Source organism: Streptomyces antarcticus (genome assembly GCF_026627255.1).
GTDB classification, from domain to species: domain Bacteria; phylum Actinomycetota; class Actinomycetes; order Streptomycetales; family Streptomycetaceae; genus Streptomyces; species Streptomyces antarcticus.
Map to the genome: position 1 here is coordinate 170,157 of NZ_JAPNLM010000011.1, position 12,744 is coordinate 182,900.

Consider the following 12,744-nt stretch of genomic DNA (forward strand, 5'->3'; position numbering starts at 1 on the left):
GCGCACGATTACCCGACGGGAGGCGCCGTCGACACAGCTCACGAGTAGCGTCCGTCTCGTCGTCCGACGCCCTCCCGACCACGTCACGTGCCGCCTCAACGTCCGACTTCGCCGGGGGGGGGCGGCTGATCGCTCGTACGCAGCGCGATGGCCAACGCCGGCCTCGGCACACCCGGCGGCCCCGACGACCCCAAAGGCGCTTTCCGCCGCGCGTTTTCGCAGGCCAGGGCGCCCCTTACCTATGCATGCGGGCGCCCTTGAGGACCTTGTCCACGGAGTTGCGCGGCCCGTGAACGGCGATCCCGACCAGATCGAGCCGGTCCTTGCCCACCGCCGCCACCGCCGCCCGGTTCGCCCGGTCGTGGCCCGTGCCGAACAGGTCCGTGGTGAACACCGCGGTCGGCAGTCCGCGCCGCACTGCCCGCTCGTGCGCCGCCGTCACGGCTTCCTTCCCGCCCTCGAAGACCAGAACGGGCTGGCGGAACATCGGCAGGTAGGCGGTACCGTCGGCGTCCTGGTACGGCTCGCCGACCACCTCCGGGAGAGCCGTTCCGAGCCCGCTGACGAGGAACGCGGTGACATTCAGCCGCTGCCACGTCTCCAGGTCGTCGCGCAGCAGCACCGCGATCTTGGTGTCGAAGCGCACGGGAGCGTCCGCGGCGCTCTGTCCGCTCTGTCCGCTCTGTTCGCTCTGTTCGCTCTGTTCGCTCTGCTCGGTGTTCTCGTACTTCGTCTCGTCGCTCATGGCCCGAGACTGCCGGGCGCGCCCTCGCGTGGTCTTGTACGTTCTTTGCGTGCAGCTCCAGCAGGAAGTCTCGGCCTGGCGCCCCCGCGTCGCGGGTGTCGTCGAGGTCTTCCACGCCCGTTTCACCGCGCACGCGTACCCGATGCACGTCCACGACGAGTGGACCCTGCTGATCGTCGACGACGGTGCCGTCCGCTACGACCTGGACCGCCACCGGCGCGGCACACCGGGCGACACCGTGAGCCTGCTCCCGCCCCGGGTTCCGCACAACGGCTCCGCCGCCACCTCGCACGGGTTCCGCAAGCGCGTCGTCTACCTCGACACGACGGTGCTGGACGAGCGCTTCATCGACGCCGCCGTGGACGGACCGGACCTCGCTGACTCGGTCCTGCGCCGGCGCGTCGGCCAGCTCCACCGGGCCCTGGCCTCTCCGGGTGACGAATTCGAGGCGGAGAGCCGGCTGGCCCTGATCAGCGAACGGCTGCGCGCGCTGCTCCAGCCACGCCTCGCACTCCCCGACGGGCACACCGCGCCGCTCGGCGCCGGCACCCGTCGCGGCATCGCGCGGAGCCTGCGCGAACTCCTCGACGAGAGGGCGGTCGCGGGCATCAGCCTGCCGGAAGCCGCCGGTCTCATTGGGGTCCACCCCGCCCATCTCGTCCGCTCGTTCAGCGCCGCCTTCGGCATCGCCCCGCACCAGTACCTCATCTCGCGCCGGATCGCCCTGGCCCGCCGACTGCTCCTCGATGGCCGCCCGGCCGCCGAGGTCGCGGTCGACACGGGATTCCACGACCAGTCCCACTTCACCCGGCACTTCAAGCGAATCGTGGGCACCACGCCCGGCCGCTACGCCTGCTCCGCGCTCACCTGCCGCTGAGGACTTAGCGCAGGCCGCCAGCTGCCGCAGGGCGCCGCGTGTGTCCCGTCTGGGGGGCGGTCGGGAGCCCGATGGGGGTGAAGCCGCTTCGCCACCTCGGATGCTCAGAAGTGCCGACACGAGGGATCCGGGCCCTCGCCGGCCTGTCACCTCGGCCCACCCATGTAGGTTTCGGCATCCTTCTGAGCTACGCCATTCGGGGCGAGGAGTCGGCGTGCACAGCTCTTTCAGGTCCCACACGCAGCTGCTTCCGCCGCGCGGGGCCGATCCGCATCGAACATGACGCGGCCAGGACCGGGGCCGGAGGATCAGTCGCCGACGAAGAGCACGTACCCACTGCGCCTGATCGCCAGTTTCGCGCCGTCAAGTACCTGTTGCACGATCAGTGCCACTTCACTGGCTGCTGATGACAAACGTGATGTGCGTGGACGCCACCGCGGCCGAGAAGGCGGCGGCCGACGCCGAGCAGTCGGCCAGGACGCCAACCACCTCGAAGCTCGGCACCTCAGAGCCGGCCGACCCGTTCCCGCCGCTCAGCGGCGGGCGGCGATCCGCTGGGCGACCTGGCCCGCCTGCACCGTGGCATCGGTGGGGGAAGAGATGTAGACCGCGATGGCGACGGAACGGCCGGCGGGGGTACGCGTGGCTGCGAGAGCCCAGGAGGCAGATGCGGAAGGGACCCATGCGCTGAACGAGTCGCCGAGGGCTGATCGCAGCTGGTCCGCGGTGCGCTGGGAGAGCGCACGGTGGGGGGCGATGGATGTCTTCGTGTCGGTCACCACGTGAGGGTGGACGCGGGTGCCGCCGTTGGACAGCAAGGCCATCACCATCGCCATGTGCAGGGGGGTGGCCCTGACTTCGGAGAGACCGCCCGCGGCGAGGGCGAGCTGGGTGGTGTTCTCCGGCTTGCGCGGCCAGGTGCTTTCGAAGGCGCGTACTGGTGTGTCCAACGTGTCGTGGTTGAACCCGGCCGCCTCGGCCGTGGATGCCAGTGCGTCGGCTCCGAGGTCGGAGGCGATGTGGGCGAAGACGTTCTTGCACGAGTACCGCAGCGCCGCCCGGAGTGTGGCGTCGGTGCAGTGGGCCGGGTCGCCGGAGAACTGTGCGGTGCTGCCCGGGACGATGTATGCGGCCGGGTTGTGCGTCGGGGTGTCCACAGAGGCAAGAAGCCCCTTCTCCAGGGCCGCGGCTGCCACGAGGACGTGGATGGCCGACCCTGGATTCGCTACCTCCCGCAGGGTGCGATTCCGCAGAGGGCCATCGCTGAGATCCTTGATCGATGCCCAGGCCCGCGCATCAGCTGCGGAGTTGCCGCTGAAGGTGCCTGGATCGAAGGACGGCGCGCTTACTTGGCCGAGGACGGCCCCGGTCTGCGTATCAAGGACGACGGCCGCACCCTGCAGGCCCCGCAGGCCGTCGAAAGCAGCTCGCTGCATGCCGGGATCGATGGTCGTCGGCACGTCCTTGCCGGCTTTGATCTCGTCCTCCATCACCATGTCGAGGCCGGTCTTGCCAAAGGCCATCGACCAGTAGCCCGTGATCGAGGAGTACAACTCTGCCTCGGTGTACGTGCGTTGGAACGGGGCTACCGGGTGTCCCGTCGCCTTCGAGCCCGTGATGGGGCGGCCGGCCACGAGGATGTCGCCCGGGCTGCCGTCCGTCTTGGGGGAGCGGGGCTTTGCATCCGGCGTTTCCACGGCCCGGTCCGAGGCGGCGGGCCCGGCCTTCGCTGGATCGCGCTGATCTGCGGTGCACCCCGAGAGTCCTGCGAGGAGGGCCAACAGCGCGGTGAGGACGGCGCCGGAACGACGGGCGGATGCAGGCATGCACGCATCCTATGGCTCCCTGTCACCGCGTCAGGTCCGCGCCCGGAGAGCCGAGTCGGCCTCCTCCGTGCCAACATCGCGCCTCTCCGACGGATCCGGCGGGCCCGGGATTGCCGCCAGCACGGACCGGGTCAGGTCGAGCGTCCGTGCAGCTGGTAGTCCCTGCTTCCGGTCCCGCCGCTGTACCTGATGCTGACGCCGGTGCCGCCGTGAACGACGTGGACGCTACTGGCGTTCCTGAGCTGGACGTCCCGTGAGAGCTCGATGGTGAGCCGGTAGTCGCTCGAGGGTGACTTTCCGCGGCAGCCGACTTCACTCGGGCCGAACTTCCGCGGGGCCACGCCCGCTCATGCCCCGGTGGTAGCCCGCGCCCCGGGCTCGGCCGACCGGGGGGGCCGGTCGGTCGACGGCTCCGGGTCGAAGCGGTGCACCGGGGCGGGGCGTCAGCGGGTGATCAACGGCCTTGGAGGGACTTGACGTTGTCGCCGAAGGTCCAGCCCTTCGAGCCGTCCCAGTTGATCGACCACGTCATGAGTCCCTTCAGCGAACCGCCGAACGCGTTCCACGACTGGCTGACCAGGGCCGGCGTCATGTGGCCGCCACCGGCGCCGGGCTGGGCCGGCAGGCCGGGTACCTGCTTGTCGTAGGGCACCTTGATCGTGGTGCCCTGGATGGTCAGGCCGTTGTTCAGGCACGTGGTCTGCGCGGTGAAGCCCTGCACGGTACCGGCCTGGTAGGAGTCGCCGGAGCAGCCGTACATGCTGCCGTTGTAGTACTGCATGTTCAGCCACCACAGCCGGCCGTTGTCGGCGTACTTCTTGATGATCGGCAGGTAGGAGCCCCAGATCGACCCGTAGGTGACGCTTCCGCCGGTGACGTACGCGGTCTCGGGGGCCATCGTCAGGCCGAAGCCCGCGGGCATCTGGGCCAGCACGCCGTCGATGATGCGCACCAGGTTGGCCTGCGAGGCGGACAGCGTGTTGATGTTGCCGCTTCCGGACAGGCCGGTCTCGATGTCGATGTCGATTCCGTCGAAGTTGTACTTCTTGAGGATCGGGACGACGGTGGCCACGAAGCGGTCGGCGACCGTACTGGAGCTCAGGTCGATGCCCGCGGTGGCACCGCCGATCGACATCAGGATCGTCGCCCCGGCCGCCTTGGCCCGGCACATCTCGGCCGGGGTCGAGACCTTGACGGTCACGTCCATGCCGTCCTGCCACAGGACGGTGCCGTCCGAGAGGATCACCGGGAAGGCGGCGTTGATGACGTTGTAGCCGTGCGCCGCGATCCGGCTGTCCGTGATGGGGACCCAGCCCATGCCGGGGTGGACGCCGTTCGCGGCGCCGTCCCAGTTCTCCCAGTATCCCTGCAGAACCTTGCCCGGCGGCTTGGGCTTCGTGGGGCAGGTCTCACCCGGCGGAGGGGTGGTGGGTGGAGGGGTGGTGGGTGGAGGCGTCGTCGGCGGAGGCGTCGTCGGCGGGGTGGTGGTGGTCGGTGTCGGGGTGGTGGTCGGTGTCGGGGTGCCGCCTCCGGGGCCGGCCAGGGACACGTCGTCCGCGTAGTACGCGGGCTGCCCGTACCAGCCGTGCAGGTGGACGGTCACCGAGGTGGTGTTCGGCCCGGTGGTGAAGCCCACGCTGAGCTGGCCGTACGTCGGGCTGTTCGGCGTCCAGGTGGACGGGGCGCTCGTGAGGCCGGTACCGGTCGCGCCCAGGTGGACGTAGCTGCCCTGGACGTGGGCGCTCAACGTGTACTGGGAGTTGGGCTGCACGCTGATGGTCTGCGTGCACCGGGCATTGTCCTGGCCGGTCGGCGTGGCCTTGAGCGCGGAGGCGCCGGAGCGGACCGGGCTGCCGACCGCCGTGCCGGAGCCGCCGGAGCAGGTCCAGTCGGAGAGTCCGTTCTCGAATCCGGGGTTGGCCACCAGGTTGGCGGCGGCGCCGGGCGTGACCGCGCCGGCGGTGACAGCACCGGCGGTGACCGCGCCGGCCACGGCGAGGCCGGCGGCGACGACGGCAGCTGCGCTCACCCCGGCGAGGGAGCGGCTCAGGACGGCCGGTCGTCCGCGCCCGGCACGGCCGGTCCGGTGCGCCTGCGACGTGCGTTCGACGTCCGCTCCCTGCGGGCCGGGATCCGGACGGGGGCCGACATCGCGCGACGGACGTGGAGTACGCGGCTTCCGACGGAACATGGTGTACTCGCTTCCCGCCGAGCGCCGTGGACATGACCGACGCGTGGGGGCGTGACGCCCGGCTCTGGGTGACGTGCGGACAGGTGGGGCTGTGCCGGACCGGATCGTAGGAGGCGCCGGAATCCCGGTCAATAGGTCTGGACCAATAGATCCGCCGGACTTCCGCGCACGGGAAGACCGGTACGCCCCCCTTACGGAGCCGTGCCGGGTCCGACGTGCGGCAACGGCCGCCGGGCGTCGGGCGGGCGTCGGGGAGCAGGGAAACCGGGCCGGGGACGGGGATCGTGTCCCGGCCGACTGTCAGAGGGCCGTGGCAGAGTGCGCGGCCATGGACATCGACACGTTCTGGGACATCATCGAAGGCGCGCGAGCCGGGGCAGCCGGGGCAGGCGAGCCCTTGGACGAGGTCCTCGTCAAGCAACTCGCGGAGAGGCCGACGCAGACGATCCTGGAGTACGCGGAACGCTTCGACGAACTGCACGACGCCCTGTACCGCTGGGACGTGTGGGCAGCGGCCTATCTCATCGGGGGCGGGTGCTCCGACGACAGTTTCATCGACTTCCGTGCCGGCGTGATCGCCTCGGGCCGCGCGTGGTACCGGCGCGTGACGACCGACCCCGACAGCCTCGCCGCGCACCCGGAAGCGGTCGAGACGGTCGACGCCGGGGCGCGTTCCGAGACGCTGTTCTACGAGGAGATGAACTATGCGGCCGGCGCGGCGTTCGAACGGATCACGGGAAACGCGGATTCCTTCTACGAAGCCTGGCTCGATTTCCGCACGACCGAGACCGAGGGTGACAGCGCGGCGGACATGGGCGAGGACTTCGACTTCGACGACGACGAGGAGATGAGCCGTCGGCTCCCCCGTCTGGCCGCTGTGTTCCTGGGTACGAACCCCGAACCCCTGAGGGCGTCACCTTCCGTGCGGAGCGAGCCGGCCGGGGGGTAGCGGTGCCCCCGCACCGGCTGCGTCCGCAGGAACTCCGGACCTGGCCGGGGCGCGTACGGGTTCGAGGGGAACCACTGCGTGAACACGTCGCGCCACAGCTCCTGGAGCGCGCTCGGATACGGCCCGTGGTCGTCGAAGACCGCCCAGGTCCCGGCCGGTACGTCGAGGGTGTCGAGCTCCTCGGCGGCCGCCTCGGGACCGGTCACCACGCCGACCCAGTAGTCCGCCTCGGCGCCCTCCTCCCGGCTGTCGGTCAGGTACACCAGCGCCGACAGGACACCCTCCGGCTCCCCGTCGGCCAGCTCCTTCATCCGGACGACCGCCCGCTCGTCCCGGCTCTCCACGTGCGCCGTGGCGGCCGCGTTGTCCCCCTCGTGCACGAGGGGGACGCGGGCCTTCCTGCCGACGACCCGGAACGGCTCCTTCTCCACGATCCGGTACCGCATGGCCGTCCTCCCTTCGACGACGACACGGAGGACATGGGGCCTCCAGCGCGAGGCCCAGCGTGACCAGGTGCGGTTCCCGGCCGGGGGCGGCCGCGCGCTGCGCGGCGAGGTAGCCGGGGGACGTGGCCAGGGCGTACAGCCGCTCCTGCAGACGGTCCTGGAGCGTCCGGCTCCGGGCCGGGCCAGGCCGGGCCAGGCCGCCCGCCGTGGATTCGGCGGCGGTCGTCAGGTGGTCCGTGAGGTGCCGCACCACATACGGGTCGTCACAGCTGTCCCACGCGTCCGTCCATGCGGCGAACGCGTGGTCGGCGATGCGCCGGTGGCCCTCGCCGGCGTCGAGGCAGGGGTCGTCCCCCGGAGATCAGGAACTCCTCGAACGACCGGTGGAAGAGCGTCCACGGACCGCGCGGGCCGCCGCCCCGCAGGTACTGCCCCAGGACCCGGACGGTGTCGAGCACCTCCTGTTCCGTACGGTCGAGGAGGTCGGCCAGGCGGCCGGCGGTGCACCCGTCCTCCCGGGCGGCGACCAGCAGGGCGAGCACCGGCCTGAAGGCGACGCGCCGGCGTTCCTCGGCGTCCGCGCTGCCGACGGGGCGGATCTCCCGTTGCAGGAACTGCCGGCAGATGCCGTCGAGCCCGTTCGGGGGCGCCGGAGCAGCCGTTTCTTCCGCCGTCCGGGTTCCGGCGGACAGTTCCTCGGTGAAGTGGCGCACGTACAGGTAGTTCCCCTTGCCGGCCGCGGCCAGCCGGTGGGCCAGCTCCTCCCGGCGCGGTCCGGCCAACGGCGTACGGCGCAACCGGTGGTGGGCGTAGGCGAGGAGGTCGGCGGCGGGGTCCGGAGCGTCGTCCACGACGTCGACCACGACGGCGTCCGGCAGGTGCCGCACGGCCGCGGTGACCCGGGCGTCATGCCGCGACGTGAGCACGAACCGCAGCGGGAGCCGGTCGGTGCCGGCGAGGACGAGTTCGGCGATCGTACGGCGGCCCCGGTAGGTGAGGGCCTCGTCCAGGGCGTCGACGACGGCGACCGGCCGCTGTGCCGGGGCGAGGAGCTCCAGCGGCCGACACACCAGCTGCTCGAACGCCTCGTCCGCGGGGACGTGGGGGAGGGAGATCCGCACGCCGACCAGGCTCGCGTGCGGGTGGACCGTGCCCGCCGAGGCCGTGCCTTCGATGCGCAGGTCCCCGGGACGCCCCGACAGCTCCCGCGCCACCCGCTTCAGGGCCTCGGCGAAGCCGGGCACGGTCGTGCTGAACTGCTCGGCGAGGGACTCGGCGAAGCGGACCGGGTCGCAGCTGCCGGGGCTGGCGGCCCGGCGGCGGTGCACGGCCGTGCCCGCCGCCGGGCCGCCGCCCCACAGGTGCTCCACGGCAGCGGACTTGCCGGTGCCGGGCCCTCCGGTGAGGAACAGGTACGGGGACCCGGTCTCAGCCCAATCCCGTACGGTGTCGGCGAGCCAGCCACGCCCGACGAACTCGGTGGCGGCGTCGGACGACGGCGGGTCAGCGGCCATGGCCCGAAGGCTGGACCCCGCCCGGCAACTCCGTCCATCAGCGTCGGCGGTTGCCGTCGCCGGCGGAGCGGGCGGGTGGCGGTGGCCTGCCCTGCCCTCGCCTCCCCGGCCCTCCCCTCCCTTGCCCTCGCCTGCCCTTCCCCTCCCGTACGGCCTGGGCTGCCGCGGGTCAGGCGGAAAGCGCCGCCGACACCACGGACCGTGCCGATTCCTGGACCTCGGCGAGGTGCTCGGGGCCGCGGAACGATTCCGCGTAGATCTTGTAGACGTCTTCGGTGCCTGAGGGGCGCGCCGCGAACCAGGCGTGGCCGGTACTCACCTTGATCCCGCCGAAGGCCGCGCCGTTGCCGGGGGCGCTGGTCAGTACGCCGGTGACCGGGTCGCCGGCCAGGGTGTCCGCGGTGACCTGGTCCGGGGAGAGCCGGCCGAGCACGGCCTTCTCCTCCCGGGTGGCCGGCGCGTCGATGCGTGCGTACGCGGGCTCACCGAACTTGGCGGTGAGCCCGGCGTACCGCTCGGAGGGACTCTGCTCCGTCACGGCGAGGATCTCCGAGGCGAGCAGGGCGAGGAGGATGCCGTCCTTGTCGGTCGTCCACACCGAGCCGTCGCGGCGCAGGAAGGACGCGCCGGCGGACTCCTCGCCGCCGAAGCCGAGGGCTCCGCCGGCCAGACCGTCCACGAACCACTTGAAGCCGACGGGTACTTCGACGAGTTCACGGCCGAGGTCGGCGGCCACCCGGTCGATCATCCCCGAGGAGACGAGCGTCTTGCCGATGCCCGCGGCCCGCGGCCAGCCCTCGCGGTGGCGGTAGAGGTAGTCGATCGCGGTGGCGAGGTAGTGGTTGGGGTTCATCAGCCCGCCGTCCGGCGTGACGATGCCGTGCCGGTCGGCGTCCGCGTCGTTGCCGGTCGTGAGGTCGAAGCGGTCCCTGCCCTCGATCAGCGAGGCCATCGCGTACGGGGAGGAGCAGTCCATCCGGATCTTCCCGTCCCAGTCCAGCGTCATGAACCGCCAGGTGGGATCGGTCACCGGGTTGGTGACGGTCAGGTCCAGGCGGTGTTCCTCGGCGATGCGCCCCCAGTAGGCGACGGACGCACCCCCCAGCGGGTCGGCGCCGATGCGGACGCCCGCCGCGCGGACGGCGTCCAGGTCGAGTACGGAGGGGAGGTCGCGGACGTAGGCGCCGAGGAAGTCGTACCTGCCGGTGGTGGCGGCCGCGAGGGCGCGTGCGTACGGAATCCTCCGTACCTCCTTCGAGCCGCCGGTGATGATCTCGTTGGCCCGCTCCTGGATCCAGTCGGTCGCCTCGGACCCGGCGGGCCCGCCGTGGGGCGGGTTGTACTTGAACCCTCCGTCCCGCGGCGGGTTGTGCGAGGGCGTGACGACGACCCCGTCGGCCAGGGCTGCGGTGCGGCCGCGGTTGTGGGCCAGGATGGCGTGGGAGACCGCGGGGGTGGGAGTGTATCCGTCGGCGGTGTCGATGAGGACGCTCACGCCGTTGCCGGCGAACACCTCGATGGCGGTGACCCGGGCGGGTTCGGACAGCGCGTGCGTGTCGGCGCCGAGGAACAGCGGGCCGTCCACACCCTGGCGGGCCCGGTACTCGCAGATGGCCTGGCTCGTCGCGGCGATGTGGTCCTCGTTGAAGGCCGTGTCGAGGGACGAACCCCGGTGCCCCGAGGTACCGAAACTGACGCGCTGGGCCGGATCGGCGGGGTCCGGGTGCAGGGCGTAGTACGCGGTCACCAGGCGCGGCACGTCGATGAGGTCCTCTACGCGCGCCGACTGCCCGGCTCGGTCGTTCGACATCCGTTCACTCCTTCGGTTTCGGTCGGACTCCCGACGGGGCCCGTACCGCTCCATGATCGTCCGGGCGGCGCCCGCGACCGGCCCGACATCCCGCCACGCCTTTCACACGACCTACCCCGGAAGTCCGGTCCCAGCACACGCCCGGTCCGGAATGGGGGCGGGCGCGGGGCGTCCCGCCTGGCGGTGGCGCGTTCACGCGGCTCGAAACCTCGCCCTCGTACCCCGGGGGACGCACTCCCGAGCACACCGTTTACCGTATGTACGTTTTGCAGAGAATGTGAGGGTAATAACGTCTATGCGCGAGTGCTCGTGGTGGACCTGGTGGGCGCCCACTGGCCGTATATCCCATGTCACACCGCGTACAGCGTCGGGTTGGCGCACAACATCTCACGTTCCGAGGGAGAAACTGATGGGCAAGATCCGCGGCGGGGCCAAAGTGCTCCGCGGCATGAAGCAGGAAGCCGACGGCAAGGCACTGATGGACACCCGGCTGCGCACAGCGGGCCGACGCCTCATCGACCAGGGCCGCACCGAATTCCACCGCCGGCCCCGCCCGACCGACCAGCACTGACCCCTCTCCGACTCCCGTCACCAGCGACGCCGGGGACGCTGGGAATTCCGGGCGCGCTGGGAACGCTTGGAGCGCCGGGAACCCCTGCGACGACGGCTGCGGTCGGGTGTCAGTCCTCTGAAGTATCCTTCCGGCCACCGCACACCGACTCAGAGGACCAAGAGAATTGACTGCCCTGTCGGCTTTCCCGCTGCCCTTTCAGGCTTCCCGTTCCATATCGTTCGCGACACCCCGAACACTGCGGGAACTTCAGATGATGCGGTGCAGCGCACACATTCGGGCGAAGCCGGGGTGGTTCGACAAGATGAAGGATGCCGGCATCGTCGGCAGGTGGACGCGGGAAGCGGTCGACCAGGGCCTCACCGAAGCGCAGGTTCGCTACGTTCTTGCCGAACTCGCGCATTACGCCGCGCTGCGGGACGGACGAACCGGCGTCGAGGTGTCCGCCGTCGACGGGGTGTGGCAGTCGGACACACTCGTCGACGACGCGCTCAGGTCCCGGCTGCGCGAGGCGGTCCGGGTTCTGGAAGAGGTCCCCGAAGCAGAGATGGACTGGCATCCCGGATCGGGCGGTCAGGTACTGGATCTGGTCCACCCCTCACTGTTCTGCCTGGTGAGCGAGGTGAGCGAGGTGAGCGGCGCGCCCGAGCGGGCTTGGAAGAACCCCACGGACCGCTACTCGAAGTACGAGTTCTCGGAGAAGTTCCAGTGGTTGCCCACTGACGTCGACGTCAGTGACGACGGCGATGTCGTCTTCCGTTCTTACGTCAACAACGTCCACCCCGAAGTTCATCGCGAACTGGCCTCCGTGCTGCCCGACTTGTTCGCGCGCGTGCGCCCGCTGCTGGAGAACGTGCTCACCGACCTGCGGCATCCGCGGCCCCTTCGGATCGAGGCCGATCCTTACGCGTGGTACGACTCGAAGCCGGAGTATCCGAGGAAGTCCTCCTACAGCGATGCCGGGGCCCACGCGGAAGCCCTCCGTGCATGGGAGGAGGCCCACGAGGACTGGTGGGAGAACCGCCGCCCGGTCATCCCGGACGCCCCGGCGTTCACCCCGCCCGAGTTGCCCGGTGAATCCGCCCGGGTCGACCTGCGCGGCCGCCGTCTCCAGGTCATCGTCAAGCTCGCCACCATTCATCTCACCCCGGACAAGCCCGAGTACGCCGGCGGTTCCTGGCACGTCGAGGGGATGCTGAACGAGCGGATCGTCTCGACCGGCATCTACTACTGGGACAGCGAGAACATCACCGAGAGCCGGCTGAGTTTCCGGGCGGCGCTCGACGACCCGCACTACGAACAGAACGACGACGACGGTCTGCGTGAGGTCTACGGCCTGGAGGACGAAGACGCGCTGAACCAGGTACTGGGATCGGCATCGACCCCCGCGGGCCGCTGCCTGGCGTTCCCGAACATCCTGCAACACCGCGTCGGCTCATTCCGCCTTACGGACGCCACACGCCCGGGATACCGCAAGATCCTCGCGTTCTTCCTGGTCGACCCGTCGGAAAAGATCGTCTCGACATCCGATGTGCCACCGCAGCAACCATGGTCCGCCACCTCGACCATGACGCTTGAACAGGCCGAGAACTACCGCGAACAACTCATGCAGGAACGCAAGTTCTTCGTCGACGAACACAACGAGCAGCTCTACGAACGAGAATTCTCCCTCTGCGAGCACTGAATCTCTGTCCTGAACTCCCTCCGGAGCCGACCCTGGCCCACAGCCGACCAACCGGCCCGCGCACACAACGGGTGCCGCCCGGTCGGCCGGGCCGGGGTCGCCAGGATGTGGATGTGGACGTGGACGTGATC

Annotated in this window: 9 protein-coding genes and 2 pseudogenes; 4 read left to right on the plus strand and 7 right to left on the minus strand. The window is 70.6% G+C overall.

Translation table 11 applies throughout. From position 1 onward, the window contains the following. Positions 1 to 235: 235 nt before the first annotated feature. The gene (locus OTB16_RS18735) at positions 236 to 745 is read right to left on the minus strand and encodes a DUF2000 domain-containing protein (RefSeq protein ID WP_267721359.1); all 510 of its coding nucleotides are present in this window, start codon (positions 743 to 745) and stop codon (positions 236 to 238) included. Between OTB16_RS18735 and OTB16_RS18740 the strand changes: the two genes are divergently transcribed. Beyond that, on the plus strand, positions 744 to 1,622 hold the full coding sequence (locus OTB16_RS18740; RefSeq protein ID WP_420717732.1) for a helix-turn-helix transcriptional regulator: 879 nt from the start codon (positions 744 to 746) through the stop codon (positions 1,620 to 1,622). The genes OTB16_RS18735 and OTB16_RS18740 overlap by 2 nt on opposite strands. Positions 1,623 to 2,155: 533 nt before the next feature. Here OTB16_RS18740 and OTB16_RS18745 read toward each other — a convergent pair. The 3 genes and pseudogenes from OTB16_RS18745 to OTB16_RS39325 form a co-directional block, all read right to left on the minus strand. Further along, a complete protein-coding gene (locus OTB16_RS18745) occupies positions 2,156 to 3,448 on the minus strand; it encodes a penicillin-binding transpeptidase domain-containing protein (protein ID WP_267721361.1) in 1,293 nt (430 codons plus the stop codon). A gap of 454 nt (positions 3,449 to 3,902) precedes the next feature. Continuing rightward, on the minus strand, positions 3,903 to 4,997 hold the full coding sequence (locus OTB16_RS39320) for a chitinase (RefSeq protein WP_420717739.1): 1,095 nt from the start codon (positions 4,995 to 4,997) through the stop codon (positions 3,903 to 3,905). A gap of 42 nt (positions 4,998 to 5,039) precedes the next feature. Continuing rightward, positions 5,040 to 5,639, minus strand: a pseudogene (locus OTB16_RS39325) (carbohydrate binding domain-containing protein); the annotation flags it as partial. Between the two features lie 328 nt (positions 5,640 to 5,967). Here OTB16_RS39325 and OTB16_RS18755 point away from each other — a divergent pair. Then, on the plus strand, positions 5,968 to 6,588 hold the full coding sequence (locus OTB16_RS18755; RefSeq protein ID WP_267721363.1) for a DUF4240 domain-containing protein: 621 nt from the start codon (positions 5,968 to 5,970) through the stop codon (positions 6,586 to 6,588). Positions 6,589 to 6,674: 86 nt separating this feature from the next. On the opposite strand, the pseudogene OTB16_RS18760 reads toward OTB16_RS18755, so the two are convergent. From OTB16_RS18760 to pgm, 3 genes and pseudogenes are all read right to left on the minus strand, one after another. Then, a pseudogene (locus OTB16_RS18760) lies at positions 6,675 to 7,034 on the minus strand (GyrI-like domain-containing protein); the annotation flags it as partial. A 263-nt stretch (positions 7,035 to 7,297) separates the two neighbouring features. After that, positions 7,298 to 8,548 (minus strand): ATP-binding protein, encoded by a 1,251-nt coding sequence (locus OTB16_RS18765; RefSeq protein ID WP_267721364.1) that lies wholly within the window; start codon positions 8,546 to 8,548, stop codon positions 7,298 to 7,300. Between the two features lie 169 nt (positions 8,549 to 8,717). Beyond that, on the minus strand, positions 8,718 to 10,358 hold the full coding sequence (gene pgm, locus OTB16_RS18770) for a phosphoglucomutase (alpha-D-glucose-1,6-bisphosphate-dependent) (RefSeq protein ID WP_267721365.1): 1,641 nt from the start codon (positions 10,356 to 10,358) through the stop codon (positions 8,718 to 8,720). 409 nt (positions 10,359 to 10,767) lie between these two features. On the opposite strand from pgm, the gene OTB16_RS18775 reads away from it, so the two are divergent. Further along, a complete protein-coding gene (locus OTB16_RS18775) occupies positions 10,768 to 10,929 on the plus strand; it encodes a hypothetical protein (protein ID WP_267721366.1) in 162 nt (53 codons plus the stop codon). A gap of 166 nt (positions 10,930 to 11,095) precedes the next feature. After that, on the plus strand, positions 11,096 to 12,613 hold the full coding sequence (locus OTB16_RS18780; protein ID WP_267721367.1) for a DUF4246 domain-containing protein: 1,518 nt from the start codon (positions 11,096 to 11,098) through the stop codon (positions 12,611 to 12,613). The last annotated feature ends 131 nt before the right edge of the window (positions 12,614 to 12,744 follow it).

Coding starts and splice junctions, on each gene's coding strand:
- OTB16_RS18745 (WP_267721361.1), bottom strand. CDS start 3,448: ATGCCTGCATCCGCCCGTCGTTCCGGCGCCGTCCTCACCGCGCTGTTG.
- OTB16_RS18755 (WP_267721363.1), top strand. CDS start 5,968: ATGGACATCGACACGTTCTGGGACATCATCGAAGGCGCGCGAGCCGGG.
- OTB16_RS18765 (WP_267721364.1), bottom strand. CDS start 8,548: ATGGCCGCTGACCCGCCGTCGTCCGACGCCGCCACCGAGTTCGTCGGG.
- OTB16_RS18735 (WP_267721359.1), bottom strand. CDS start 745: ATGAGCGACGAGACGAAGTACGAGAACACCGAGCAGAGCGAACAGAGC.
- OTB16_RS18775 (WP_267721366.1), top strand. CDS start 10,768: ATGGGCAAGATCCGCGGCGGGGCCAAAGTGCTCCGCGGCATGAAGCAG.
- pgm (WP_267721365.1), bottom strand. CDS start 10,358: ATGTCGAACGACCGAGCCGGGCAGTCGGCGCGCGTAGAGGACCTCATC.
- OTB16_RS18740 (WP_420717732.1), top strand. CDS start 744: ATGGCCCGAGACTGCCGGGCGCGCCCTCGCGTGGTCTTGTACGTTCTT.